The organism is Rhodoferax saidenbachensis, assembly GCF_001955715.1.
GTDB lineage: Bacteria > Pseudomonadota > Gammaproteobacteria > Burkholderiales > Burkholderiaceae_C > Allorhodoferax > Allorhodoferax saidenbachensis.
In genome coordinates this window covers 1,615,727-1,642,489 of sequence record NZ_CP019239.1, presented here as the reverse complement: position 1 = coordinate 1,642,489, position 26,763 = coordinate 1,615,727, and the positions used below count along the sequence as shown (strand labels likewise).

The 26,763-nt window shown below is 61.3% G+C and carries 26 protein-coding genes; 6 read left to right on the top strand and 20 right to left on the bottom strand.

Translation table 11 applies throughout. The features are described 5' to 3' along the window. Nucleotides 1-103 precede the first annotated feature (103 nt). The gene (locus RS694_RS07860; protein WP_029705748.1) at nt 104-547 is read left to right on the top strand and encodes a universal stress protein; all 444 of its coding nucleotides are present in this window, start codon (nt 104-106) and stop codon (nt 545-547) included. Between the two features lie 92 nt (nt 548-639). On the opposite strand, the gene RS694_RS07855 is transcribed toward RS694_RS07860, so the two are convergent. The 3 genes from RS694_RS07855 to hemN are packed head-to-tail and all read right to left on the bottom strand — an operon-like array spanning nt 640 to nt 3,838. Beyond that, nucleotides 640-1,710, bottom strand: coding sequence for a sensor domain-containing diguanylate cyclase (locus tag RS694_RS07855; RefSeq protein ID WP_029705749.1), 1,071 nt, complete (start codon nt 1,708-1,710; stop codon nt 640-642). 34 nt (nt 1,711-1,744) lie between these two features. Then, entirely contained in the window at nt 1,745-2,434 is a 690-nt protein-coding gene (locus tag RS694_RS07850; protein ID WP_029705750.1) for a sulfite exporter TauE/SafE family protein, read from the bottom strand. 9 nt (nt 2,435-2,443) lie between these two features. Continuing rightward, nucleotides 2,444-3,838, bottom strand: a complete 1,395-nt coding sequence (gene hemN / locus RS694_RS07845) for an oxygen-independent coproporphyrinogen III oxidase (protein WP_029705751.1) — start codon at nt 3,836-3,838, stop codon at nt 2,444-2,446. Between the two features lie 196 nt (nt 3,839-4,034). On the opposite strand from hemN, the gene fnr reads away from it, so the two are divergent. Beyond that, entirely contained in the window at nt 4,035-4,754 is a 720-nt protein-coding gene (fnr, locus tag RS694_RS07840; RefSeq protein WP_029705752.1) for a fumarate/nitrate reduction transcriptional regulator Fnr, read from the top strand. A 6-nt stretch (nt 4,755-4,760) separates the two neighbouring features. On the opposite strand, the gene RS694_RS07835 is transcribed toward fnr, so the two are convergent. From RS694_RS07835 to RS694_RS07795, 9 genes are all read right to left on the bottom strand, one after another. Then, nucleotides 4,761-5,024, bottom strand: a complete 264-nt coding sequence (locus tag RS694_RS07835; protein ID WP_029705753.1) for a hypothetical protein — start codon at nt 5,022-5,024, stop codon at nt 4,761-4,763. 36 nt (nt 5,025-5,060) lie between these two features. Beyond that, nucleotides 5,061-5,339: a FixH family protein gene (locus RS694_RS07830; RefSeq protein WP_029705754.1), complete on the bottom strand. Its 279-nt coding sequence runs from the start codon at nt 5,337-5,339 to the stop codon at nt 5,061-5,063. Between the two features lie 9 nt (nt 5,340-5,348). Then, nucleotides 5,349-6,770: a cytochrome c oxidase accessory protein CcoG gene (ccoG, locus tag RS694_RS07825; RefSeq protein ID WP_420852655.1), complete on the bottom strand. Its 1,422-nt coding sequence runs from the start codon at nt 6,768-6,770 to the stop codon at nt 5,349-5,351. Between the two features lie 69 nt (nt 6,771-6,839). Next, nucleotides 6,840-7,751 carry a cytochrome-c oxidase, cbb3-type subunit III gene (gene ccoP / locus RS694_RS07820; RefSeq protein ID WP_029705756.1) on the bottom strand — a complete coding sequence of 304 codons (912 nt, stop codon included), beginning with the start codon at nt 7,749-7,751 and terminating at the stop codon, nt 6,840-6,842. Nucleotides 7,752-7,771: 20 nt separating this feature from the next. Continuing rightward, nucleotides 7,772-7,909 carry a CcoQ/FixQ family Cbb3-type cytochrome c oxidase assembly chaperone gene (locus tag RS694_RS07815; protein WP_029705757.1) on the bottom strand — a complete coding sequence of 46 codons (138 nt, stop codon included), beginning with the start codon at nt 7,907-7,909 and terminating at the stop codon, nt 7,772-7,774. 20 nt (nt 7,910-7,929) lie between these two features. Further along, nucleotides 7,930-8,556 carry a cytochrome-c oxidase, cbb3-type subunit II gene (gene ccoO / locus RS694_RS07810; protein WP_029705758.1) on the bottom strand — a complete coding sequence of 209 codons (627 nt, stop codon included), beginning with the start codon at nt 8,554-8,556 and terminating at the stop codon, nt 7,930-7,932. A 12-nt stretch (nt 8,557-8,568) separates the two neighbouring features. Further along, nucleotides 8,569-10,005, bottom strand: a complete 1,437-nt coding sequence (ccoN, locus tag RS694_RS07805) for a cytochrome-c oxidase, cbb3-type subunit I (RefSeq protein WP_029705759.1) — start codon at nt 10,003-10,005, stop codon at nt 8,569-8,571. Nucleotides 10,006-10,184: 179 nt separating this feature from the next. After that, nucleotides 10,185-10,322: a cbb3-type cytochrome oxidase assembly protein CcoS gene (ccoS, locus tag RS694_RS07800; protein ID WP_029705760.1), complete on the bottom strand. Its 138-nt coding sequence runs from the start codon at nt 10,320-10,322 to the stop codon at nt 10,185-10,187. Nucleotides 10,323-10,333: 11 nt separating this feature from the next. Then, a complete protein-coding gene (locus RS694_RS07795; protein WP_051391652.1) occupies nt 10,334-12,709 on the bottom strand; it encodes a heavy metal translocating P-type ATPase in 2,376 nt (791 codons plus the stop codon). Nucleotides 12,710-12,815: 106 nt separating this feature from the next. On the opposite strand from RS694_RS07795, the gene RS694_RS07790 reads away from it, so the two are divergent. Next, on the top strand, nt 12,816-13,259 hold the full coding sequence (locus RS694_RS07790; RefSeq protein WP_029705762.1) for a universal stress protein: 444 nt from the start codon (nt 12,816-12,818) through the stop codon (nt 13,257-13,259). A gap of 23 nt (nt 13,260-13,282) precedes the next feature. Here RS694_RS07790 and RS694_RS07785 read toward each other — a convergent pair whose 3' ends face one another. The 7 genes from RS694_RS07785 to RS694_RS07755 form a co-directional block, all read right to left on the bottom strand. Beyond that, nucleotides 13,283-14,815, bottom strand: a complete 1,533-nt coding sequence (locus RS694_RS07785) for a malonate--CoA ligase (RefSeq protein WP_029705763.1) — start codon at nt 14,813-14,815, stop codon at nt 13,283-13,285. 108 nt (nt 14,816-14,923) lie between these two features. After that, nucleotides 14,924-15,718 (bottom strand): enoyl-CoA hydratase/isomerase family protein, encoded by a 795-nt coding sequence (locus RS694_RS07780; protein ID WP_152528751.1) that lies wholly within the window; start codon nt 15,716-15,718, stop codon nt 14,924-14,926. Between the two features lie 25 nt (nt 15,719-15,743). After that, nucleotides 15,744-16,751: a Bug family tripartite tricarboxylate transporter substrate binding protein gene (locus RS694_RS07775; RefSeq protein ID WP_029705765.1), complete on the bottom strand. Its 1,008-nt coding sequence runs from the start codon at nt 16,749-16,751 to the stop codon at nt 15,744-15,746. Between the two features lie 42 nt (nt 16,752-16,793). Next, nucleotides 16,794-18,293 carry a malonyl-CoA decarboxylase domain-containing protein gene (locus RS694_RS07770; RefSeq protein WP_029705766.1) on the bottom strand — a complete coding sequence of 500 codons (1,500 nt, stop codon included), beginning with the start codon at nt 18,291-18,293 and terminating at the stop codon, nt 16,794-16,796. Then, complete coding sequence (locus tag RS694_RS07765; protein WP_029705767.1) at nt 18,290-18,958, bottom strand: GntR family transcriptional regulator; 669 nt, start codon at nt 18,956-18,958, stop codon at nt 18,290-18,292. Before RS694_RS07765 ends, RS694_RS07770 begins: the two co-directional genes overlap by 4 nt. Nucleotides 18,959-19,092: 134 nt before the next feature. Then, nucleotides 19,093-19,905: a prolipoprotein diacylglyceryl transferase gene (gene lgt / locus RS694_RS07760; protein ID WP_029705768.1), complete on the bottom strand. Its 813-nt coding sequence runs from the start codon at nt 19,903-19,905 to the stop codon at nt 19,093-19,095. Further along, the gene (locus tag RS694_RS07755) at nt 19,883-20,836 is read right to left on the bottom strand and encodes a LysR family transcriptional regulator (protein ID WP_051391653.1); all 954 of its coding nucleotides are present in this window, start codon (nt 20,834-20,836) and stop codon (nt 19,883-19,885) included. Before RS694_RS07755 ends, lgt begins: the two co-directional genes overlap by 23 nt. A gap of 117 nt (nt 20,837-20,953) precedes the next feature. Here RS694_RS07755 and ilvD point away from each other — a divergent pair, with 117 nt between their 5' ends. After that, the gene (ilvD, locus tag RS694_RS07750) at nt 20,954-22,648 is read left to right on the top strand and encodes a dihydroxy-acid dehydratase (RefSeq protein ID WP_029705770.1); all 1,695 of its coding nucleotides are present in this window, start codon (nt 20,954-20,956) and stop codon (nt 22,646-22,648) included. Between the two features lie 27 nt (nt 22,649-22,675). Here the strand turns inward: ilvD and RS694_RS07745 are convergent, their stop codons facing one another. Next, nucleotides 22,676-22,921, bottom strand: coding sequence for a TIGR04438 family Trp-rich protein (locus RS694_RS07745; RefSeq protein WP_029705771.1), 246 nt, complete (start codon nt 22,919-22,921; stop codon nt 22,676-22,678). Nucleotides 22,922-23,024: 103 nt separating this feature from the next. On the opposite strand from RS694_RS07745, the gene RS694_RS07740 reads away from it, so the two are divergent. Together RS694_RS07740 and RS694_RS20595 are read left to right on the top strand one after the other, a co-directional pair. Then, nucleotides 23,025-23,339 carry a c-type cytochrome gene (locus tag RS694_RS07740; RefSeq protein ID WP_029705772.1) on the top strand — a complete coding sequence of 105 codons (315 nt, stop codon included), beginning with the start codon at nt 23,025-23,027 and terminating at the stop codon, nt 23,337-23,339. A 300-nt stretch (nt 23,340-23,639) separates the two neighbouring features. Next, entirely contained in the window at nt 23,640-26,720 is a 3,081-nt protein-coding gene (locus RS694_RS20595; RefSeq protein WP_051391654.1) for a response regulator, read from the top strand. Nucleotides 26,721-26,763: the final 43 nt, after the last annotated feature.

Genomic DNA, 26,763 nt, shown 5'->3' with positions numbered 1-26,763 from the left:
GGCGCTGAAGGAGCTCGTGCCTATGTGTGGTAACACACTGACAGAAGTAGGCCTTGCGGTCACACTGAATCCACACAGGCATTCGCCTGAAAAGGAGCCTCTCATGTTCAAACGTATTCTGGTTGCAACCGATGGAACCACCTTGTCCAAAAAGGCCGTCAACAGCGCCGTCGCGCTGGCAGCGCTCAATGGCGCAGAGCTGGTGGCTTTGAATGTGGTGCCGCGCTACCCCATGAGTTACTTCGACGGGGGTATTGCCGTGGACGCGATAGACGTCAGCCGCGTGGAAAAGCTGTGGGTCGACAAAGGCCAGGCGGTGGTGGATGCCGTCAAAAAGCTATCCCTGTCCAAAGGCGTGAAGGCCAAGGCAGTGACCATCAAATCCGACATTGTTTCCGACTCCATCATCGCGGCGGCCAAAAAGCACCGCTGTGACCTGATCGTGATGGCATCCCATGGCCGCAAGGGCATCAAACGCCTGCTGCTGGGCAGTGAAACCCAGCATGTGTTGACACACACCACCATTGCGGTGCTGGTACTGCGGTAAGCGCACACGGCTAAAAACTGTGACGCAGAGCGGCTTGCCGCACGAAGCCTGTTGGTGCACCGGCCCATCCACATGGCCCACACCAAGCACACCTACAGTGCAATTTGCACCCGGTTGCGACCATTCAGCTTGGCCTGATAGAGCGCTTGATCGGCCCGCTCCACCAGCGAAGCTGGCGAGGCCATCGGATCCGACAGGGCGGCCCCCACACTCACCGTCACCGGGCGGTGCAGGCCCGTCAGCGACTGCACGGCCAGCCGGATACGTTCGGCCACGGCACGCATGTCGGCCAGGTGGGTGTCGGGCAGCACAACGCCAAACTCTTCACCGCCGTAACGCGTCACGTGGTCATAGGCGCGCGCCTGGGACTGGATCGCTGCAGCCACCGCTTGCAGCGCCTTGTCACCGGCCTGGTGGCCATACTGGTCGTTGTAGGCCTTGAAGTGGTCCACATCCACCATCAGCAACGCCATGCCAGAGCGCGCACGCATGGAACGTGCGTACTCGTTGGCCAGAATGCGGTCAAACGCACGGCGGTTTTTGAGGCCGGTCAGCGCATCCATCACAGTCTGCTGGGCCAGCGCATGGTTTTCTTCCTGCAACTGCTTTTCATGTTCTTCCAGCTCCTGCTGGCGTGTCCTTTGGAGGCGCGTCAGTAGTTGCAGTTCGGTGTTGGCGCGGTGCAAGGCCAGCAGTTGCGCCACCTGACGCGATAACGCCTTCAGCGCCTTGTTTTGCGCCTCGGTCAGTTTGCGCGGTACCGTATCAATCACGCAGATCGTGCCCAAGGCCGAACCGGAAGCAGTGACCAGAGGCGCACCCGCGTAGAAGCGGATATCCGGATTACCAGTGACCAGCGGGTTGTCCACAAACCGCGGGTCTTCCAGCGCGTTGGGCACCTCCATCACATGTTCGGGGTCAATGATGGCGTGGGCGCAAAAGGCCATGCCTCGCGGGGTCTCCATATCGTTCAGACCAACGCGGGCCTTGAACCACTGGCGGTCTTCATCAATCAGGGAAATCAGCGCAATCGGGGTGTCACAGATGTAGGCGGCCAGGCTCACCAAATCGTCGTAAGCCTGCTCCGCGGGGGTATCCAGGATGCCCAGCGACTGCAACTCCAACAGTCGCAAGGCTTCCGACGCAAGTACAGAACTATCCATGTCAGGAACTGTCCTCGAAGAGTGAATGGGGCGTTCACTGGGGTACGCACCAGGGAGCTTGATTGTGCACCAGCCCCATCCACAAAGCCCATGCCGAGCTGACCGCCAGGGCGGCACCGGCCAGGCGCACCCCCCAGGCACCGCTGCCCTGCCCCGCAACGTTGCCACGCAGGCGCAGCCAGAGCCAGGGGCCCGCCGTCATGGTGACGCTGGTGCCCAGTGCAAACAGGGCCATCACGGCCATGCCGTCCAGCACGCTACCGGCCATGGCCGCCACCAGTAGCGCTGAATACAACAGCCCACAAGGCAAGAGTGCCCACAGGCCGCCCAGCAACAGCGGCGCACCGCGGCCCCAGCCATTGCCCAAAGCGCGTGCCTTGGCCCAGATGCTGCGGCCCGTGGCTTCCAGCCATACCGGTTGGCGTGCCTGCCACAACAAGACCAAACCGAGCACCATGGCAGCCACGTGGAATAACGACCACACCGGGCGCAAGGCCGCAGATTGCACGGTGAGCCAACCCAAGCCTTGCATGGAAGCAGCGGCAAGTCCGCCCAAAGCGGAATAGCCCAGCACCCGCCCGGCCTGGAAGGTCAGCAGTGCGGAATTTTTGCGCGGACCCGCAGCTTGACCGATGCCTGCACAGGCGGCGCCACACATGGCCACACAATGGGGGCCGCCGACCAAGCCCATCAGCAGTGCAGTCAGCGCCAGTGAAGATTGCATGGATGCATGCTAAATGATCTTGGAAAACCGGGCGCGGGTACGGTCGGTTTGCAAATGGCGGTCAAACACCATGGCCAGCGCGCGCACAAAGAACCAGCCTTGCGCCGTGACCTGGATGCCCGCGTCGTCCAGCACCACCATGCCTTGCTGCGCCATCTCGCGCAGAGTTCCCAGTTCGGCAGCGAAGTAGGACTTGAAGTCCACCAGGTGCGCGAGTTCTATCGATTCGTAGAGCAGTTGGCCCTGGCACATCAGCGCCATGATGACGGCGCGGCGCAGGATGTCATCGCGGGTCAACGCCAAACCACGCACCACGGGAAAACGGCCCTGGTCCAGAAAATCGTAATACTCGTCCAGGGTTTTGGCGTTCTGGCTGTAGGTGGCGCCAATGCGCCCTATGGACGACACGCCCAGACCGATCAGGTCGCAGTCTGGCTGTGTGCTGTAGCCTTGGAAATTGCGGTGCAGGCGCCCCTGGCGTTTGGCCACGGCCAGTGCGTCATCGGGCAAGGCAAAGTGGTCCATACCCACGTACACATAACCGGCCGACAAAAATGCCGCCAGCGAACGCGACTGCATGGACACCTTGGCTGCGGCATTGGGCAGCTCGACGGTGGCAATGCGGCGCTGGGGCTTGAAGCGCTCTGGCAAATGGGCATAGGCGTACAGGGCGATGCGGTCGGGGCGCAACTGGTTCACCTGGGCCAGCGTGCGATCAAACGACTCGGGGCTTTGCTGCGGCAAGCCGTAAATCAGGTCCACGTTGATGGACTCGAAGCCGCGCACACGTGCCGCCTCCACCAGCGCAAACACCTGCTCGGCCGGCTGCACGCGGTGCACCGCCTTTTGCACTGCCGGGTCAAAGTCCTGCACCCCAAAGCTCAGGCGGTTGAAGCCCAACTCAGCCAGCGTGTCCAGCCGCTTCACGTCAATGGTGCGGGGGTCTACCTCAATGGAGTACTCACCACCTGGCGCAAAGTTGAAACTGCGGCGCAGCATGTCCATGAGCTCCCGCAGTTCCCCGTCGTTCAAAAACGTGGGGGTACCGCCGCCCAGGTGCAACTGGCTCACCGTTTGCCCGCGCCCTATCAGTGCGGTGTGCAGGTCCACCTCGCGGCTCAGGTACCGCAAATAGGCGGTGGCACGGTCATGGTGTTTGGTGATGATCTTGTTGCAGGCGCAGTAGTAGCACAGTGATTCACAGAACGGTATGTGCACGTACAACGACAAGGGCAAAGCCAGCGCCGCTGCACCGCTGCGCCGCTGGGCAAGTGCCTGGGCGTAGTCGTCGGCGCCAAAAGCTTCGACAAACCGGTCTGCGGTGGGGTACGAGGTATAGCGCGGCCCTGCCACATCAAAGCGGCGCAACAGGTCATCGGGTATGCGTTCTACGGTGGGCTGCATGGTATTTCCTCTACGAGCAGCCACTGTGCCGCAGGCGGTCCGAAATGCCATTGACGTGTGTCAAGGAACCTTAAGGTTAAGAAGCACATAATCGGGTTTGTACTCAGGGGACCCCATGCTTGAAAACGCCAAACCTAGCTCTGTAGCGGCCGCGCCAAAATCTGCGCAAGTCGAGACGACTGGCAAGGTGATCGCTATCACTCCCTTGACCATCAAGGTCGCCTGCTCCAACTGCAATCTGCGTGAGCTGTGCATGCCCATGGGGCTCAGTGATGCCGAGCTGGACCGCATCGACGATGTGGTGGCCAGCCGCCGCAAGGTCAAACGCGGCGGCATCCTGTTTCGCAATGGCGAAAAGTTCACCAGCCTCTACGCGATTCGCACCGGCTTTTTCAAGACCTGTGTAGCGTCCGAGGACGGGCGCGACCAAGTCACGGGCTTCCAAATGGCCGGCGAAGTCATGGGGCTGGATGGCATCGTGAACGACTACCACACCTGCGACGCCGTGGCACTAGAAGACGCCGAAGTCTGTGTGATGCCGTTTGACCGCATCGAAGAACTGTCGCGCGAGATCAATTCATTGCAACGCCATGTGCACAAGATCATGAGCCGCGAGATCGTGCGCGAAAACGGCGTCATGCTGTTGCTGGGTAGCATGCGTGCTGAAGAGCGGCTTGCCGCCTTTTTGCTCAACCTGGTGCAGCGGCTGCACGCGCGCGGCTTCTCGCAGTCGGAGCTGGTATTGCGCATGACGCGCGAAGAGATTGGCAGCTACCTGGGGCTGAAACTCGAGACGGTGAGCCGCACCTTTTCAAAATTTGTGGACGATGGCATTGTGGAAGTCAAACAGCGCCACGTGCGCATCCTCAACGCTGAGAGCCTTAAGGACATCGTGAATCCCAAGGTTTGTGACTAGCGCACCTCAAGAAGACGGTGTCTTCGCTGCCTCCACGTCGTTGATTTCTTTGGCGGACAAGGACAGCAGCAGCGTCAGGGCTCCGCCGAGGCCCAGTACCAGCCAGAACACGAAAAACGACACGGTGTAGACCGTCTGGCGTGACAGCTCCAACTGTTGTCCAAACCAGGAAAGCTCTTGGGGATCAGCCAGACTGAACACCAATACTTCCATCACGCCCGCCATCAAGAAAGCGGGCCAGATGATCCACATCAGACGCTTGTACAGCATAGGTGCGCCTTTCTGTTCAAACGACAGTGGCGGCATTCATGGCGCATCTGTCGGCCGGGGCACACCCGTGGCGGCATGGTTGCGCCCCTGCATGGCGGGCGCCAGGCTGGCCGGGTCGGCGCTGAGTTCCTTGTTGATTTCCACGCCTTTGCGGTAGTAGTCCTCATCCATGACCGGGTCCGGGCGGGTTATCGCCAGATAGAGGGTGATGAAACTCGCCACCACCACAATCGCGGGCCCGGCCACCACCAGCCAGACGTGGCCGAATTTCCACCAAGGTGCAGGCCGGACTTCGGAATGGGGGGATGCAGACATGGCGACTCCTTAACGGGGAACAATAAAGACCGATTTTTCGGACACGGTCGCAGTACCGGACTGCGCCTGCACTTCAAACTGAATGGTGTGGGAGCCGGGTGATGCAGCATCGAAAGGTGCCTGCAATCGCACGGCTACCCAGCGCGACTGGGTGGACTCCACGGTCACATCCTGCTCGGACGCCACCTGCAAGCCGGGCACACCACCCGCCGCAATGTGGAAGGTTTGAGAGGCCTCGGTCGCATTCATGATCTGCAGGCGGTACACGTTCTCGATACGCCCACCCGCAGCGATACGGGCCAAAGATCCGCGGTCACGCACCACGTCCACCTTGAAAGGCGTGCGCAGTGCCAGGCTCACCAGCATGGCCACCACGATGGCGCCCAATATGGCGGTGTAAATCAATATCCGCGGCCGCAGCACATGGCGCAGCACCTGTTTGCCCGTCCACTTCTGGTCCACTGCGTTCTGGGTGGAGTACTTGATCAATCCTGGCGCATAGCCCATCTTGTCCATGACGGTGTCGCATACATCGGCACACGCACCACAGCCGATACATTCGTACTGCAACCCATCCCGAATATCGATCCCCGTGGGGCACACCTGCACACACAGGCTGCAGTTCACACAGGCCCCCAGATTCAGCGAGACCGGATCGGCCTTGCGCGAACGGGCACCGCGTGGCTCGCCGCGCGCCTCGTCGTAGGTCACGATCAGGGTGTCCTTGTCGAACATCGCACTCTGGAAGCGCGCATACGGGCACATGTGTTTGCACACCTGCTCGCGCATGTAACCTGCGTTGCCGTAGGTGGCGAAACCGTAGAACAAGGTCCAGAAAACTTCCCACGATCCCATATTGCGCTGGACCACTTCCAGGCCCAGGGCGTGGATGGGCGTGAAGTAACCCACAAAGGTAAAGCCAGTCCATAGCGCGACAGCAATCCAGAGAAACTGTTTGGCGCTCTTACGCCACACCTTGTTCCAGTTCCAGGGACCCGCGTCCAGTCGCATGCGTGCGGAGCGGTCCCCTTCGGTCTGTTTCTCCAGCCAGAGAAATATCTCGGTATAGACGGTCTGCGGACAGGCATAACCACACCACAGGCGTCCCGCCACCGCCGTGAACAGGAACAGCGAGAAAGCCGAGATGACCAACAACCCGGTGAGGTAGATGAAGTCCTGCGGGTACAGAACCAGATTGAAGATGTAGAAGCGCCGCGCGCCCAGGTCAAACAGCACAGCTTGGCGCTGGCCCCACTCCAGCCAGGGCAAGCCATAAAACACGATCTGGGTCAGAAATACGAAGATCCAGCGCCAGCGCGTGAAACGCCCCGACACGCTGCGCGGGTAGATCTTCTTGTGCGCCTCGTACAGCGACACCATCTCCGCATCAGCCCCTTCTGGTGGCTCAATCGGCCCCCGGTCGGGTGACACGGCGATGGGAATCACTGTTCGGGGAGAAGCGTCGTGGGATACCAAAGCAAGGTCTCGGTGTATAGGTTCCTACTTGGCCTGCGAGCGGTTGGACAAACCCCACACATAAGAGGCCAGCACGTGGATCTGGGGTTCGGTCAGCTTCTCGCCCTGCGCAGGCATCTGGTTGACTTTGCCATTGGTGACCATGGCAATGATGGCGTTTTCACCATAACCATGCAGCCAGATGTCGTCTGCCAGGTTGGGCGCACCCAGGGCCGTGTTGCCCTTGCCATCCATGCCGTGGCAGGCCGCACAGGCCGCAAACTTGGATTTGCCCAGCGCTGCGCGCACCGAATCATGCGGACTGCCCGAGAGGCTGAGCACATAGTTGGCGACGTTTTTCACATCGTCGGCCGTGCCGACTGCTGCCGCCATGGGAGGCATCTGGCCGATGCGGCCCTTGGTGATGGACTCGACAATCTTGTCAGGCGTTCCGCCGTGCAACCAGTCAGCGTCCGCCAGGTTGGGGAAACCCTTGCTCCCGCGGGCGTCCGAGCCGTGGCACTGCGCGCAGTTGTTCATGAACAGGCGCTCACCAATGGCTTGGGCCTGCGGATCTTTGGACGTATCTTCCACCGACATGGCCGTGAACTTGGCATACAGAGGTGCCACTTCCGCGTTGCCTTTGGCAATTTCGCGGCTGTACTGGTCTTCCTGCGACCATTTCAACTGGCCTGCAAAATTGCCCAGACCCGGGTAAAGCGCCAGGTACACCAGCGCAAATACCACCGTGATGACAAACAGCCACACCCACCAGCGCGGCAAGGGGTTGTTCATCTCACGCAGGTCACCATCCCAGACGTGGCCGGTGGTGTTGTCATGCGCTGTCATGGCCCGGGCCTTGCCACTGAACCAGAGCAGCAGCAGGCAGGCCAGGATGCCGACCAGGGTGATGACCGAAATAAATACGGGCCAGAAATTGCTGGTGAAGTCGCTCATGGGAATTCCTTGTTCGGGGTTCAGTCCTGCTCGAAGGGCAGTTGTGCAGCTTCCGAAAAATCATCGGCACGGCGCTTGGACCAAGCCCACCAGACGATGCCGATGAAGGTGACGAAGCTGACCACGGTGGCCAGGGAGCGAAGGGTATTGATGTCCATGTTGTGCACTCCTTGGGGGGTTATTTGAGCGCCAGGCCCAGAACCTGCAGGTAGGCGATGGTGGCCTCCAGCTCGGTTTTGCCCTTGACGTCTTCCACGGATTTGGCGATCTGCTCGTCGGTGTACGGCACACCCACGGTGCGCAGTCCACGCATATGGGCGGGCAAGGCTGCAGCATCCACCGGTGTCTTTTCAAGCCAGGGGTAGGCCGGCATGTTGGACTCGGGGACCACATCACGCGGGTTGTTCAAGTGAATGCGGTGCCATTCGTCGCTGTACTTGCTACCCACACGGGCCAAGTCAGGTCCGGTGCGTTTGCTGCCCCACTGGAAGGGGTGGTCATACACCGACTCACCCGCCACCGAGTAATGACCATACCGCAGTGTTTCGGCGCGGAAGGGTCGGATCATCTGCGAATGGCAGTTGTAGCAACCTTCGCGCACATAGACGTCGCGCCCAGCCAATTGCAATGCGGTGTAAGGCTGGATGCCCTTGATCGGCTCAGTGGTGGACTTCTGGAAGAACAGCGGAACAATTTCCACCATGCCGCCCACCAGCAAGACCAGCAGGATCAGCACAATCATCAGAAAGTTGTTGGTCTCGATCTTCTCGTGCGACAAACCGGAGTTTTTGGATTCATTGGCCATTTTTGGTTCTCCTCAGGCGTGCGCCGCAGTGGCAGGAATGGTCACGGTACTGGCACGCCCGGCTGTAGCCGTTTTCAGGGTGTTCCACAACATGATCAGCATGCCGCCCAGGTAGAGCAGGCCACCCAGCAGGCGCAGCACATAGAAGGGGTAGGTCGCTTTCACCGATTCGACAAAGGTGTAGGTCAGCGTGCCATCGGGGTTGATGGCGCGCCACATCAGGCCCTGCATCACACCGGCAATCCACATAGCAGCGATATAGATCACGATACCGATGGTGGCCGTCCAGAAATGCACCTCAATGGCCTTGACGCTGTACATCTGCTTCTGGCCAAACAGGCGTGGAATCAGGTAATACATGGAGCCCATGGTCACCAAACCCACCCAGCCCAGGGCACCAGAGTGCACATGGCCAATGGTCCAGTCGGTGTAATGGGAGAGCGCATTTACAGTCTTGATGGACATCATGGGACCTTCAAACGTGCTCATGCCGTAGAAGGACAGCGACACGATCAGGAAACGCAGGATGGGGTCGTCACGCAGCTTGTGCCAGGCGCCGCTCAGGGTCATGATGCCGTTGATCATGCCGCCCCAACTGGGGGCCAGCAGGATGAGGGAGAACACCATGCCCACGGACTGTGTCCAGTCTGGCAATGCGGTGTAGTGCAGGTGGTGGGGGCCTGCCCACATGTAGGTGAAGATCAGCGCCCAGAAGTGGACGATGGACAGGCGGTAGCTGTAGACCGGGCGACCGGCCTGCTTGGGGATGAAGTAATACATCATGCCCAGGAAGCCAGCGGTCAGGAAGAAGCCCACCGCATTGTGGCCGTACCACCACTGCACCATGGCATCCTGCACGCCCGCATACGCCGAGTAGGATTTCATCCAGCCCACGGGAATGGCGGCGCTGTTGACCAGGTGCAGGATGGCCACGGCCAGAATGAAGGCCCCAAAGAACCAGTTGGCCACATAGATGTGCTTCACCTTGCGGGTACCCACCGTGCCAAAAAATACGATGGCAAAAGACACCCATACCAGCGTGATCAGGATATCGATGGGCCATTCGAGTTCTGCGTATTCCTTGCCAGAGGTGTAACCCAGCGGCAAGGAAATGGCTGCCGCCAGAATCACCAGTTGCCAACCCCAAAACGTGAAGGACGCCAGCTTGTCACCAAACAGGCGGACCTGGCAGGTGCGCTGCACCACGTAATAGGCCGCCGCAAACAGGCCGCAACCACCGAACGCGAAGATCACTGCATTGGTGTGCAGGGGGCGCAGTCGGCCGTAACTGAGCCAGGGAATGCCGAAATTGAGCTCCGGCCATGCGAGCTGGGCAGCGATGATCACCCCCACCAACATGCCCACTACGCCCCATACCACGGTCATGATGGCGAACTGGCGCACAACGGTGTCGTTGTAGGTCGTTGCCTGCTGGTTTGGAAATGCCATAGGGTCCTCTTCTTTGGATAACTGCATGAAGTTTCCCGCGCATTGCGCTGTGCCTGCTTGACCCATGTCAAACGCGGGTAAAAAAAACTGGTTTCAACGCCGGGCCGCCCCAAGCAGAAACGCACCTCCTCGGGGGGCAGCGACCCGCGCAGCGGTGGAGCGCGGGGGCCACACCCTATTCAGGGGTCGCGCAAAATGCGCTCGCCCTCAGCCTCAATGTCTTCAAACTGCCCGCGGTCTATGGCCCACCAGAGCCCCCCCAGGATGAAAAACACCAGCACAACCGACAGGGGAATGAGCAAATACAAGATGTCCATGGCAATGTCTTTCAGGCCGCAGCCGTCGCCTCCGCCACCGGGGCCAACGGCGGCATGCCGCGGGCCAGCCGCAGTGCATTGAGCACCACCACCAGGGAACTGGTGGCCATGCCCAAGCCCGCCAGCCATGCCGGCAGCCAGCCAGCAACCGCCAGCGGTACACAGGCGGCGTTGTACAACAGGGCCCACCAGAGGTTTTGCCGCACCACCCGCAGCGTGCGGCGGGACAGTTGCAGCGCCTGTGCCACGGCCTCCAGACGGTCGCCCTGCACCACATAGTCCGCCCGGGCCTGCGCCAGTGGCACACCCTGCCCCAGCGCAAAAGACACATGGGCACCCGCCATGACCGGGCCGTCGTTGAGCCCGTCCCCCACCATGGCCACCGTGCGGCCCTGCTTTTGCAGCGCGCGCACACGGGCGAGTTTGTCCGCAGCGGAGCAGTCCCCAAAGGCATGGGCCTGGGCAATGCCTGCCTGCCGAGCGATACGCACTACCGATGCGGCACGGTCCCCCGAAAACAGGTGCACGTCCACCCCTTGCAATTGCAAGGCACCGACCAATGCCATCGCCTGCGGGCGCAGCGCCTCCTGAAAGGTGAAGCTGGCCAGCCAGCCATGCGCATCGCTAAGGTGTACGCCCACCGCATCCAGGGGCGGCACTTGCACACCACACCAGGCCGCCGAGCCCAGTCGCAAAGCTTTTTGCGCTTGTGTTCCCGGGACATTGCTGGCCTGCGCGGTGCCTGAAACGCCCTGCCCGGCCACTTCTGTCACCGCTTCACAGACCCATGAAGCCTGAGGAGCTGCACCGGGCATCTGGGCGGCGCGCCACAAGGAGCGCGACACCGGGTGCAGCGAGTGCTGCGCCAATGCCGCCGCCATGGACAAGGCCTGCGCAGCCGTGGTGCCAGCGCGCACCTCCACGCGGTCAAGTACCAGCGCATCCTGGGTCAGGGTACCGGTTTTGTCAAAAACCACGGTATCCACCACCGCCAGCGATTCCAGCGCCTGCAGATTGCGCACCAGCACGCCACCCCGCGCCAATGCGCCCGCAGCGGCCAGCATGGCCGCCGGCGTCGCCAATGAAAGTGCGCAGGGGCAGGTCACCACCAGCACCGCCACGGCCACCATCAGGGCATGCGCCGGGTCGTGCGGCCACCACCAGGCGCAGGCGGCCGCTGCGGCGAGCAGCACCGCCATCAAAAACGGCTTGGCCAGGCGGTCTGCCAACAGGGCCATCTGCGGCTTGCTGGCGGAGGCACTTTCCATGAGCGCAACCATCTGGGAAAACCGAGTGTCACTGCCCACCTGGTGCACACGCACCTGCACGCTGGTACTGAGGTTGTGGCTACCAGCCACCACGGTCTCGCCCGGGCCACGCTCTACGGGCCGCGATTCGCCCGTGAGCAGAGCCTCATCCACCTGGGTCGTCCCCTGCTCCACCACCCCATCGGCAGCAAAGGTCTCGCCGGGGTGCACGCGCATGAGATCGCCCACGGCCAAGCGCCTCGCCGCCACACGCGCAAACTGGCCATCGCTGCCCAAGCGCTCCACGCTGTCGGGCAGGCGGTTCATCAGCGCTTCCAGCGCACCCGCTGTGCGGTCACGCAGCCGCAGCTCCAGCCAGCGCCCGGTCAGCAGGAAAAAGACGAACATGGTGAGCGAGTCGAAATACACTTCGCGCCCCCAGATGCCCTGGGGTTCAAACGTGCCTGCGGTACTGGCCACAAAGGTGATCAGGATGCCCAGCGTGACCGGCAAATCCATGCTGATGCGCGCCTGCAGCAGATCGCGCAGGGCGTTGCGAAAGAAGGGGCCGCAGGAAAACAGCATGACCGGCAGCGTGAGCACCCAGGAGGCCCAGCGCAGCAGTTGTTCCATCTCGCCGGTCAGGTCACCCGGCTGGGCGATGTAGGCCGGGTAGGCATACATCATCACCTGCATCATGCACAGCCCGGCCACCAGCCAGCGCCAAAGCGCCTTGCGGGTTTCCTGCTTGCGGCGTTCGCTGGCAAACATGTCGTTGGCAGGAATCGCGCGGTAGCCTGCGCCCTGCACTGCCTGCATCCAGCGCGACGGCTGAACCTGCGTGGCCGACCACACCACCTGTGCCCTGTGGCTCGCGGCACTCACCTGGGCGCTGATAACACCGGGTACCCGGCGCAATGCATCTTCCACTGTTAACGAGCAGGCCGCGCAGTGCATGCCCTCGATCACCACACTGGACTCCCACTGCGATGGATCATGGGCGCTGGCGCGGCTGAACGCGCCCCACTCCTGCGGGTCATCGAGCAGCCCCAAGTGGGCGTCGCTATGCAACAGCCCGACACCCGTGGCAAGGCCGCTCACAGGCGTGACAAGGGGGGGCAGGATGCTGGCGCTGGGCATGGTGTGACAGTGTGCAGGACAAGTGTGCTGCATCCCTTGATACAGATCAAGGCCCAAAGACACATAAGGGGTACGCTGTGGACTCTCAACCAGCAAGGAGTCTTCCATGTACAAACGCATCCTGGTCGCCACCGATGGGTCCAAACTCTCCCAGACGGCGGTTCGCAGCGCCATAGAACTGGCAGCGCTCAGCGGCGCCGATCTGGTGGCCGTCAAGGTGGTACCCCGTTACCCGCAGAGTTATTTCGAAGGCGGCGTGGCGATGGACCCTGCCTACATCCAGAAGATCGAACGCCAATGGGCCGAAGACGGTCAGGCCGTGGTGGATGCCGTACAAAAGGCGGCGCTGGCCAAGGGTGTGAAAACCAAAGCCGTGACCGTGAAATCAGACCTGGTGTCTGACGCCATCATTGCGGCCGCCAAAAAACACCGCTGTGATTTGATCGTGATGGCCTCCCATGGCCGCAAGGGCATCAAGCGCCTGCTGCTGGGCAGTGAAACCCAGCACGTGTTGACGCACGCCACCGTTCCGGTACTGATACTGAAGTAGCCCTACCGGGCGTGTCCTGCGGCTCAGGTGCCGGTTTGGTACTGGGCCCGCAGCAGGTTCTTTTGTACCTTGCCCATGGCATTGCGCGGTAGCTCGGCAACCACTTCGCAGCGCTTGGGCACCTTGAAGTTGGCCAGCGTGGCCTTCAGCGTGGCGATCACCTGCACGGGGTCTACCCTTGCGCCTGCCAGTGGCACGATGACAGCGACGCCCACCTCGCCAAAATCGGCATCCGGCACCGCCACCACGGCGCTCTCGGCCACGCCAGGCAGGTTGTTGATATAGCCCTCGATCTCTGCGGGATAGACGTTGTATCCCCCGCTGATGATCAGGTCCTTGCTGCGGCCCACGATGGTGACGTAACCCTGTGCATCCACGTGCCCCACATCACCGGTCTTGAAAAAACCGTCAACGGTGAACTCCTGCGCGGTTTTCTCAGGCATTTGCCAGTAACCCTGGAACACATTGGGTCCGCGCACCTCGATGCCGCCGGTTTCACCCACGGGCAAGTCTTTACCCGCCTCATCACGCACCCGCAGTAACACGCCAGGCAACGGCTGTCCCACTGTTCCCACCACGCGTTCGCCGTCCGACGCACGGCCGGGGTTGGAGGTCAGCATCACCGTCTCGGACATGCCGTAACGCTCCAGAATCGTATGGCCGGTGCGCTGCTGCCATTGGTGGTGCGTATCCACCAGCATGGGCGCCGACCCGGAAACAAACAGACGCATGTTCTGGACGGCCTGGGCATTCAATCCGGGCTCGGCCAGCAGACGGACGTACAGCGTGGGCACGCCCATGAACACGGTGGCACGCGGGAAATGCTGCAGGACCACCTTGGGGTCGAACTTGGCGCACCACACCATCTTGCTGCCATTGATCAACGCGCCATGGATGGCGACAAACAGGCCGTGCACGTGGAAGATGGGCAGCGCATGGATCAGCACATCGCCGGGCTTCCAGTCCCAGTAGGTTTGCAGTACCCGCGCGTTGGACAGCAGGTTTCCGTGTGACAGCATCGCACCCTTGCTGCGCCCGGTGGTGCCGCTGGTGTAGATGATGGCGGCCAGATCATCGCTCTGGCGCTGGGCAATGGTGTGTGTCCTGGGGAATTGCGCTGCGCGCTCCAGCAGCGAGCCGGTGCGGTCGTCGTTCAGGGTGAACACATAGGCGGTGCCGGCCAAGAAGGCCATCTTGCTGACCCAGCCAAAGTTGCGCCCACTGCACACCACCACGGCGGGCTGCGCGTCTTCGATGAAGTACGCCATCTCGGCGCTTTGGTAGGCGGTGTTCAGCGGCAGGTACACCAGCCCGGCGCGCAGCGTGGCCAGGTACAGCACCAGTGCCTCCACCGATTTTTCCACCTGCACGGCGATGCGCGCACCTTCGGGTAAATCCAGAGATTCGAGCAGGTTGGCCACCATGGCGGTGGCGTGCTCCAGGTCGCCCCATGTGTATTGCAAGCCGCTATCGGTCTCCACCGCACAGGCAGCAAGGTCGCTGGGAAAGGCGGCGCGCAGGGCGGCGAAAAGATTGGCGTTGTCAGAAGCAGGCATGCAAGTGTTTCCAAAAAATTACACCGTTCGGGCTGAGCCTGTCGAAGCCCTTCCCTGCGACAGGCTCTGGGCGAACGAACAGGGTCGGCGGCGCACGGCGGTTAGGGTCTAGAACTGGGGTTTGCGCTTTTCCGTGAAGGCCATGACCCCCTCGCGGTGCTCGGCGCTGTTGGCGTAGGCGTACGGATTTGCTCCTGATTCAATAGCTGCTTGCGCAGTATCCATAAGGGCTGGAGGCCGATTTAATGCTCTAAATGTCTGTTTATTCAAACGTGCAGCCTGGGGCGCCAGCGCCGCCATACGGATGGTGAGCTGCAGCGCCTGGGTGGCAATTTCCTCTTCGCTGAATATCTGCATCAGAAAATTGCGCCGCTGCATGTAGTCTGCGTCAAAGATCTCAGCCGCCAGCAGCATGGCCCGGGCCGTGCTGGCACCGACCGCCTGCGCCACCAGGGCCGCCTCTTTGGGCGCCATAGGGAAACCCAGGCGTGCAATGGGTGCGCCAAACCGGGCCGCGCTGCTGGCAATGCGGATATCGCAGCAGCTCGCTATCTCCACCCCCGCGCCCATGCAGAAACCTTCGATCTGGGCGACGATGGGCACGTCACAGTCCAGCATGGCCTGCAGGCCGCCCCACACTTCTTCCTCGTGGAATGTTTCCAGCTCGGCCGCATCGAAGCGGAACGATGGGTACTCGGCAATATCGCCCCCCGCGCAAAAGTGCCCGCGTGCGCCACGCACCACCACGCAGCGCACCTGAGCGTCCTGCTGGATCTCCTCAAACACGGTTTTGAGTGACCGCCACATCGCGCGCGACATGGCGTTGTACTTGCGGTCATGGTCCAGCGTGACCCAGACCACCTGCCTGTCACGGCGCACCTGCACGCTGCCTTGAATCTCCATCCAACCTCCACTAGGGCCCGTCTATTTAATCCAGCTTGGCGCCGGAGGCTTTCACCACCGCAGACCAGCGCTTGACCTCAGCATCCACAAAGGCGCCAAACTGTACAGGCGTGAGTTTGCCAAACTCGGCACCGTTGCTGGCCCAACTGGCCTTGATCTCGTCAGCCGCCGCGAGCCGGTTGATTTCTTCGACGATACGCGCCTGCACATCCGCCGGTGTGCCCTTGGGTGCCCACAGGCCGTACCAGGTGGTCACCGTGTAGTCGGGCAGGCCGAGCTCCGCCGCGCAAGGCACATCCGGAAACGCCGGATTGCGCTTGCTGCCCGACACCATCAACGCCTTGATGCGCCCGCCCTTGATATGGGCCGCCGAAGAACCCAGACCATCAAACATCATGTCTACGCTGCCCGCCATCAGGTCCTGCAGCGCAGGACCGGCACCCCGGTAGGGAATGTGGGTGATGAAGGTGTTGGTCTGCTGCTTGAACAACTCGCCCGCCAGGTGATGCGATGTACCACCGCCCGCCGAGCCGTAGTTCATCTTGCCGGGGTTGGCCTTGACCTGGGCCAGGAAGGCCTTGAAGTCACCGGGCACGTTTTTCGGGTTGACCACCAGCACCTGGGGCACGTTGGCCACCAGTGCCAGCGGGATGAAGTCTTTCTGGATATCGTAGTCCAGCTTGGGGTACATGCTGGGGGCAATCGCATGGTGCACCGCGCCCATGAACAGCGTGTAACCATCGGGCTGGGCCCTGGCTGCAATGCTGGCGCCCAGCGTGCCGCCGGCACCGCCGCGGTTGTCGATCACCAGTTGGGTACCGGTGAGTTTGGCGAACTGGGCCGACATGGGACGTGCAAACGCGTCGGTGCCACCGCCAGCCGGGAACGGCACCACCAGCGTGACCGGCTTGGCCGGCCAGCGGCCCTGGGCCAGTGCGGCCAGGGGCGAAAGCGCCCAGGCAGTGGCCGCGGCGGCACCGGTGGCCAAAAGGCTGCGACGGCTGGTGCCGCCAAAGTTTGGGAATCGGGTCATGTTTGTCTCCTGCTTGTTATATATAAAACGCTGAACCACACACTAGAAAAACAGCTCCTGGATGGCCGGTGCCACCGGAATCTTGCCCTGGGACAACACCTCGCGGTGTTTGTCCAGGCGCTTGAGGTCGTAGAGGTAATTGACCATCAACCCATACGATTGTTTGAGCCCTTTGGGCGACGGATCACTGGCCCAGTTCAGCCGCTCCACGCGTGCGCCATTGCCCAGGTGAAAACGCGCCACCGCATCGAGGGGCCGGCCTTGCACCGTCTCCTGCCCCAGGTACTGCGCGGCACTGCGCAGCAGCATCTGCCGCACAGGCGATGCCGCTTTCAGCACCAGTGGCGACTCGGCTGCGGCCAGAAAATGCGCGGCTGTGACCGGCTCAAAACCCACCGCCCGACCCAGCTCCTCGCGGCTCTTGGCATCCAACCGCTCCAGCAAACCCGTTACGTTTTTGCCCAACCAGGACCTGAAACCGGGGATCGGTGACAACGTGGCAAAAATCTTGAGTTTGGGAAATTCAGCCTTGAGCGTTTCCACCACACGCTTGATCAGCGAGTCGCCAAAACTCACACCACGCAGGCCATCCTGTGTGTTGCTGATGGAGTAAAAAATGGCGGTGGTGGCCGCTTTCAGGTCCGACGCGTCGGCCGATTCGTCCAGCAGCGGCGTGATGCTGTCGGCCAGCGCATCCATCAGTGCCACCTCCACAAAGATCAGCGGCTCGTCCGGCAGGTGCGGATGGAAAAAACCGTAACAACGGCGGTCCGAGTCGAGCCGGTTCTTCACGTCGGCCCAGCTCTTGATGTCGTGCACGGCCTCGTAACGGATCAGCTTTTCCACCAGCGAAGCCGGCGAGTCCCAACTGATGCGGCGCAGTTCCAGAAAGCCCACATCAAACCAGGTGGAGAACATGTACTCCATCTCCACGTCCAGCGCCTGCAGGCGTTTGTCGCCTTTGAGTGCAGGCTGCATCTCGGCACGCAGATTCACCAGAAAACGGATGCCTGCGGCGTCCGCACTGAAGCGCTGCAGCACACGCCGACGCGGCGACACCGTGGCGCGCCGGTAGTGCACCTCGGCGGCGGCCTCGTCGGGCGTGCCCAGCGCGGCGGCAAACTGTGCCTGTGCGGCCTTCACCTTCTGCGCATCGGCCACGAACATTTCGCTCATCAACAGCCACATATCCTGGCGGCGCTCCGGTGTGGCCCCGGCGTACCAGTCCATCAGCGCCGCCGCGCGGCGCCCGCCTTCGACCTCGCTCACGCGGTCGTCGATCACGGCCTGCAGCTCATTCAGCGTGCGGCGCAGCATGCGCGGGGACAAGGCCTCACCGGCGTGGCGCAGCGTGGCCTGCAAGCGTGTGCGGGTGCTGCGCTGCCCCCCGGGGGCTTTGTCGGCCACCGCACCGGCAGCTCCATTTGCTACTTTTTTAGGAGCTGCTTGCGCAGACTCCACGCTGGCTACAGCCTCTTTCGGCTTGGAATTCCCGGGCATGAGCCGTGCCACATTGCGGTTGATCCACGAATCTTGGTTCATGCGAGCAACCTGCTTTTCTGGGTACGGGCCAGCTCGCGCAAGGCCTCGCGCTGGCGCAGCAAATGGGTGCGCATGGCGGCGTCGGCGGCCTCGCCATCGCGTGCCTTGATGGCAGCAAACACGGCCAGGTGTTCGCTCAGGCTTTGCTCCAGCCGGCCCGGCGCGTGCAACTGCTGCAGGCGCGCCAGCTTCAGGATCTTGCGCAGGTCGGCAATGCTTTGCGCCAGCCAGCGGTTGTTGGCCAGGGTGATGATGGCCTCGTGGATCGTGAAGTTGACCGCGTAGTAGTCGGTAATGCGTTTGGCTGCGGCGTGTTGCTGCAAGCTGGCGTGCAGGGTCTCCAGCGCGGCAATGTCGGCGTCTGTCGCGTTGCGCGTGGCCTCCAGCGCGCAGCGGCCTTCGAGCAGCGCAATGACCGGGAATATCTCGTCCAGGTCCTGCTCGGTCACCTGGCTCACAAAGCTGCCGCGCCGCGGCTCGTGGCGCACCAGGCCTTCGGCCGCCAGCACCTTCAGCGCCTCGCGCAGCGGTGTGCGCGAGATGGCCAGATCGGCACACAACGCCGCCTCGTCAATAAAACTGCCTGGCGCCAACACACCATCAAAAATCCGCGCACGCAGGCCGTCGGCGACTTCGTCGTGCAGGGAGTTGTGGATCAGGCGCATCACGTAATTTTCTGTAATTACGGATAATTACAAGTCAATGTCGCACACCGGTCAAGCCTTGGCAGGCCGGTGTTTACCCTAGGGCCTGTTCACACTAATTTTCCGAGTGCGAACAGGCCCTATCAGATTCAGGATTACGCGGTACGGGTGCTGGCCCAGCGCCACAACACGGCGCCACCCACAATCATGGGCAGGCAGAGCCACTGGCCCATGCTCATGCCGGACTGCTGCTGCAGCCACAGCAGGTGGGCATCGGGTTCGCGGAAGAATTCGGCAATGAAACGGAACACGCCATAGCCAAACAGGAAGGCCGCAGCCACCTGCCCCTGCTTGCGTGGCTTGCTGGCGTACCACCACAGCAGCACAAACAGCAGCAGTCCCTCCATCAGAAACTGGTAAATCTGCGAAGGATGGCGCGGCAGCGGGCCGCCGTCACGAAACACCATGCCCCAAGGCAACGCGGGATCGGCCAGACGGCCCCAGAGCTCGCCATTGATGAAGTTGCCGACGCGCCCAGCGGCCAAACCGGTAGGCACACACGGCGCCACAAAGTCGGCGACCTGCCAGAACGACCGACCGCGCGAGCGCGCAAACCAGGCCATGGAGGCAATCACACCCAGCATGCCGCCATGAAAACTCATGCCGCCCTGCCAGACATAAAACACCTCCAGCGGGTGGGTTGCGTAATAACCGGGCTTGTAAAACAGGCAATAACCAATACGCCCGCCCAACACCACGCCCATGACGCCGAGAAACAAGATGTCTTCGACATCCTTGAAGGCCCAGGCCTGCGGGCCGGTCAGTGCATTGAACGGCGCATGGCGCAACCGGCGGTAGCCCAGAAACATGAACAGCGCAAAGGCTGCGAGGTAGGTCAGGCCATACCAGTGCACGGCCAGGGGGCCCACTTGCAGGGCGATGGGGTCAATTTGGGGATGGATCAGCATGGCCCGCATTGTGCCCGTTGGCGGCATGGGCAATGTCGTGAAAGGCCATGAAACGCTCCAGGGCCGGACTGCTGCGTTGCCACACCAGGCTGGTCTCGCAGCCCGGCACGGCTCCCACTACGCTGCGGTAGACCACGCCAGGCCGCTGAAACTGCTGCACGCTGGCCGGCACCCAGGCCACGCCCAGCCCGGCCGACACCAAATTCACAATGGTCTGCATCTGTATCGCCTCCTGCGCCACCACCGGCAGCTTGCCCGCGTCGTGGTACATCCCAAAGATGGCGTCAAACAGCGAGGGCACGATGCGCCGCGGAAAGGTCACCAGCGGCTGCGCCCAGACATCCTGCAGGCGCAGCGTCTTGCGTTTGGCCAAGGGGTGCGATTCGGGCAGCGCCAGCACCAAAGGCTCCTGCGCCACGGTCAGGCGCTGCAGGCCTTCGGTGGCAAAACCACTGGCGTGCAACACAAAACCGGCGTCCACCTCATCCGACTTGAGCAGCTGCAGCTGCACATCGCCCGTGGCTTCCACCAGATCGAGCTGTACGCCCGGAAACTCCTGGCGGAACGCCATCACCCACTGCGGCAGCAGCGAGAAGCCGACGGTGGACACAAAGGCCAACCGCAACCGCCCCGACTCGCCCACCGCCAGCGCGCGTGCCTGCACCACCAGACCCTGGGCGCGCTGCAACAGCTCCTGCGCTTGCGGCAGCAGCGCCAGACCCTGCGGCGTGAGCTGCACGCTGCGCTTGGTGCGCGCGAACAGCGGCAACCCCAGGCTGCGCTCCAGCTGGGCAATGGCCTGGGTCAGCGGCGGCTGCGTCATGTGCAGGCGCAGGGCCGCGCGGCCAAAATGAAGTTCTTCGGCCACGGTGACGAACTGGCGCCACAGGCGCAGCTCTATCCAGGGCAGTTGCGGGATGGGCTTACTCATATGCAAAACATATTAATACACCTTAAAAAATGGATTGGAACCAATCACCGACAGCAGGCATACTGCGGCCAGCTTTTTGAATACGCCACCCTTGGCACCACCCAGCGAGAGACAACCATGACCACCAAACCCATCGTCCTGAACCCCCGCAGCAAGAACATCACCGAAGGCAAGAGCCGCGCGCCGAATCGCTCCATGTATTACGCGATGGGCTACGAAGAAGGCGACTTCAAGAAGCCCATGGTCGGCGTCGCCAACGGGCACAGCACCATCACGCCCTGCAACAGCGGCTTGCAAAAACTGGCCGACGCAGCAATTGCCGGCATTGAAGAAGCCGGCGGCAACGCGCAGGTGTTCGGCACGCCCACGATCTCCGACGGCATGGCCATGGGCACCGAAGGCATGAAGTATTCGCTGGTATCGCGCGAAGTCATCAGCGACTGTATTGAGACCTGCGTGCAGGGCCAGTGGATGGACGGCGTAGTCGTGGTCGGGGGCTGCGACAAGAATATGCCCGGTGGCCTGATGGGCATGCTGCGTGCCAATGTGCCCGCCATCTATGTCTACGGCGGCACGATCCTGCCGGGCACCTACAAGGGAAAAGACCTGAACATCGTGAGCGTATTTGAAGCCGTGGGCGAAAACGCCGCGGGCCGCATGAGCGACGAAGACCTGTTGCAGATCGAGCGCCGTGCCATTCCTGGCACCGGCTCCTGCGGCGGCATGTACACGGCCAACACCATGTCTTCGGCGTTTGAAGCGCTGGGCATTTCGCTGATTTACTCCAGCACCATGGCCAACCCGCACGACGAGAAAATGAACTCGGCCAAAGAGTCCGCCAAGGTGTTGGTGGAAGCGATCAAGAAGGACCTGAAGCCGCGCGACATCGTGACCAAGAAATCCATCGAAAACGCCGTGGCCGTGATCATGGCCACCGGTGGCTCCACCAATGCCGTGCTGCACTTCCTGGCGATTGCCCACGCAGCGGGCGTGGAGTGGACCATTGATGACTTTGAGCGCGTGCGTGTGAAGACCCCCGTGTTGTGCGATCTGAAACCCTCCGGCAAATACCTGGCCGTGGACCTGCACCGCGCAGGCGGTATTCCGCAAGTGATGAAGACGTTGTTGGCGGCAGGTCTTTTGCATGGCGACTGCATCACCATCACTGGCCAGACCGTCGCCGAAGTGCTGAAGGACATTCCCGATGTGCCACGTGCCGATCAGGATGTGATCCGCCCGATCGACAACCCTATGTACAAGCAAGGCCACTTGGCCATCCTGAAGGGCAACCTGAGCCCTGAAGGCGCGGTCGCCAAGATCACTGGCCTGAAAAACCCGGTGATGACCGGCCCGGCCCGTGTGTTTGAAGACGAGCAGTCCGCACTCAAGGCCATCCTGGACAACAAGATTGTTCCCGGCGATGTGATGGTGCTGCGCTACCTGGGCCCCAAGGGGGGCCCCGGCATGCCGGAAATGTTGGCGCCCACAGGCGCGTTGATCGGTCAGGGTCTGGGCGAAAGCGTGGGCCTGATCACCGATGGCCGTTTCTCTGGCGGCACCTGGGGCATGGTGGTGGGCCACGTGGCGCCCGAGGCCGCCGCCGGTGGCGTGATCGCGCTGGTGCAGGAAGGTGACTCCATCACCATCGATTCACGCCAGCTGATTCTGGAACTGAATGTGCCCGAGGCCGAGATTGCCAAGCGCCGTGCGGCGTGGACAGCACCCAAGCCGCGCTACAACCGCGGTGTGCAAGCCAAGTTTGCGTTCAATGCATCCAGCGCCAGCAAGGGCGCCGTGCTGGACAACTACTAAAGCAATATGTGTAGAAACGCCACTGCCCTAGCGGCGTTTTTTGGAGTTCAGCGTGCCGACCGCCGCACGGTTGCGGTCGATGCGTGCCTGGCGGCGCGCTTCATCTTTTTGCATGGCTTTTTTCTTGGTATAGCCTGAAGCATCTGCCCACGCCCACCAGGCGACTGCCAGACCAAAGGGGGCCAGCACGATCGGCCAGGACCAGGCAGCCACCGGGCCCATCTCCAGGTATTTCATGACCAGAAGAATCAAACCCAAACCCAAAAAATACATAAACGTCTCCGCCGACTCTACCGTTACCAAAGGGGCAACGCCTGTCAACCGCCCTTATTACAATAGCGTTGAGCAACTGTAACCCAACCTCCAAAGGCAAACCATGAAACGCATTCTGATCACCGCAGCCCTCAGCGTCACCGCAATTCTGTCGTCTGCGCCGGCATTTGCCGATCTGGCTTTGGCCACATCCAAGAACTGCATGGCCTGCCATGCAGTGGACAAGAAATTGGTCGGCCCCGCTTTCAAGGACGTCGCCGCCAAGTACAAGACCGATAAGACTGCCGCCGACAGGCTAGCCGCCAAGGTCATCAAGGGCGGTAGCGGTGCTTGGGGTGCCGTCCCTATGCCAGCGAACCCCCAAGTGAGCGAAGCCGAGTCCAAAAAACTCGTGGCCTGGGTTCTGAGCCAGAAGTAATCGGCAGGCATCGCCTGCGTCATGAAAAAAGCCCGCTTATGCGGGCTTTTTTTCGTCCAAACGTTTATCGCCTTGAAATTCACCCATATGGGGGATGGACTTGCACTAGCACGGTGCCTAAACTTTGACCATTTCAAACTGTCTCCATGGCGCATGTGCGCGGATGGCGGAACATGAGCGAATGGAGAATCACGTTGCGCAGTCTTTCTCAAGCAGCATTTCAGCTTGCGAGGCGTATCCCGTCCTGCACGGCGGAAGACCACACGTTGCAGTGACGCAATCGTGATGACTGCTTGAATCATGATTCCGTCAAAAGCGCAATCGCATCAGGCCAAAGGGCGCTCCCTGCACACTTTCCTGGCGCAGGTGATATGGCTATGCGTGACGCCCATGGTGTTGGTTGCTGCTTTTCTGGCGATCGATGACGTCAACGACGTCAATAAGGCCCGCAACGAAGACGCGATCCGGCTGACGACCAATATGCGCGATGTCGTCGACAGTTACCTTCGCGCCCGCATCAACGCACTGCAAATGCTGGCCGACACCACGCCAGTAGGCGAACCTTCACGCCTATCGGGGCTCTACCATCAGGCGCAGGCGTTTCGCAAGAGCTTTGGTGGGCACGTGGTGCTGGCCAGTCTTGATACGCAAATGCTCTTCAACACGCGAGAGCCGTTCGGGGCGTCACTGCCCAAGCTACCCCAACCCAAAGGTCGTGCGGCTGTACCTCTCGCACTGAAAACAGGAAAACCCGCGGTAGGAGACGCCTTCATGGGTACCATCGCACGCGAGCCCCTGATTGCCGTCGCCATGCCGATCATGCGCGATGGCAACCCCCAAGGATTGCTGATCAGCACATTTGAAACACGGCAGTTCGATAGTCGCCTTGCCGTGCAACCGCTGCCCGATGGCTGGACACTTTCCATAGTGGACAGCAAGGGCGAGGAGATTGCACGCCGTGGCCCGCAACGCGCCCGTATGGCCAATGCTGATATCCAGGACCAACGTTTCGTGGCTGCCAGCAGCATGTCGGCCTGGACGGTGGTGTTGGAGGTGCCACCCCATATTTTTCGTGCCCCCATGCTGGAAGCAGGAATTCGTCTGGCCATTGCCATCGCTGGAGCAACCTTGGTGGGGGTGATCGGCGGGCTTCTTGCCAGTCGCCGTCTGGGCGAATCGGTCGCCTCGCTGGCCCTTCCATCAGCACAGGATGCGCAAATACTCGATATCCAAGAAATTTCTGCCGTGCGTGAACTGCTGGACCAGACCGCACACAAGCGGGCCCTCGCCGAAGCGGCATTGCGGGACAGTGCGGCGCTTTACCAGCACACGCTGGACAACATGCTGGAAGGCTGCCAGATCATCGACTTTCAGTGGCGCTACCGATACCTCAACGCTGCGAGTGCACGCCAGGGTCACCAGACTGTGGAAGGTCTGATTGGGCGCACGATGATGCAGGCCTACCCCGGCATTGAGCACAGTGCCACGTTCGCCATGCTGAAGCGCTGCATGGAGGAGCGGACCGCACAGTTCGGCGAAAACCAGTTCGACTTCCCCGATGGCACCGTGGGCTGGTTTCACATCAATGTGGTACCCGTGACAGAGGGCATTGCCGTTTTCAGCATGGACGTTACCGAACGCAAATCAACCGAACTGGCCCTGCAGGCCAGTCAGGCGGCGGCGCTCGAGAAGCAGCGCCAGGCACATGAAAAAACCCTGTTGTTGATGAATGAAGCTGTGGCCGCCCGCGCCCGTGCGGAATCGGCCAACGCCTCACTGCGTGAGCTTTCAATGGCCGTCGAGCAAAGCGCCGAGAGTATCGCCATCAGCACCTTGGATGGCACCCTGGAGTATGTGAATGCCGCCTACCTGAGTACCAGCGGATACACCCGCGAAGAATTGTTGGGACACAGTGCCATTCCCGCACTGGCCAGCTCCTTGCCTTCGGGTGCGGGCAGCGGACTGCGGGCGATGCTGATGCGCGGAGAAGTCTGGAAAGGAGAGCTCAACAGCCGTCGAAAGGACGGCAGCGCCTACACCGAGTTTGCAGTCATCAGCCCCTTACGTCAGGAAGACAACCGCATTACCCATTTTGTGGCGGTGAAGCAGGACGTCACTGAGAAGAAGCTGCTTAACCAGGAGCTGGAAAAGCACCGCTACCACCTGCAGGAACTGATTACCCAGAGTACAAACGAATTGCAGGAAGCGCGGGCTGAAGCCGATACGGCGAATCAGGCAAAAAGTGCGTTTCTTGCCAACATGAGCCATGAGATCCGCACACCGATGAACGCCATCATCGGACTGACATGGCTGTTGCGCAATGACACTCCCACGCCGGAGCAGGCCGGTCGTCTGGAAAAAATAGACAATGCAGCGCGCCACCTGCTGTCCATCATCAACAATATTCTGGATCTGTCCAAGATAGAAGCCGGGAAGCTTGAGCTTGAGCGGACGGACTTTGCATTGGGCAGTGTTCTTGACAATGTGCGCTCCATGATCATGAACCAGGCACATGCCAAAGGACTGACGATAGAAGTCGAAGGGGATGATCTGCCTCTCTGGCTATGCGGAGACCCCACACGGTTGCGCCAGTCCCTGCTGAATTTCGCTGCCAATGCAGTCAAGTTCACGTCACAGGGAACCGTGTGGTTGCGCTGCAGAGTGGAACAGGAAAGCCCGCGAGGCATCATGATTCGCTTCGAAGTGCAGGACACGGGAATCGGTATTGCCCCAAAAGATTTGCCTTCCCTCTTCAATGCTTTTGCCCAGGCAGATGTCACCACCAGTCGCAACTTTGGGGGGACGGGTTTGGGCTTGTCCATCACCAGACACCTGGCCCAGCTCATGGGCGGCGATGCAGGTTGCGAAAGCCAGGAAGGCCACGGAAGCACCTTCTGGTTCACCGCGTGTCTGCAACCCGGCCATGGCCCGGCGACGAAAGACCCTCTCAAAAAGTGGACCGATTCCGCAACAGAATTGAGGCAACGCCACGAAGGTGCACGCCTGCTGCTGGTTGAAGACAACCCGGTGAACCGTGAGGTTGCGACCGAACTGCTACGTCGCTTGGGGTTGGCGGTCGACACTGCCGAAAATGGCCTGGTGGCGCTGGAGATGGTGCAGGCCCATGCCTACGACCTCATTCTGATGGACGTCCAAATGCCCGTCATGGACGGGTTACAGGCGACCCGCGCCATACGCCAGTTACCCACCTCACCATCTCTGCCCATTCTGGCCATGACAGCCAACGCATTTGAAGAAGACAAGCGTGCGTGCCTCGCCGCCGGCATGAATGACTTTGTCAGCAAACCCGTCATTCCGCAGGACCTGTACACCACGCTGCTGCGTTGGCTGGAAACCGCGAAAAACGAAACCCGACACTGACTTGGTGGCGCGCGGATTGACTCGATCCGCGTAGCGGTCAGCA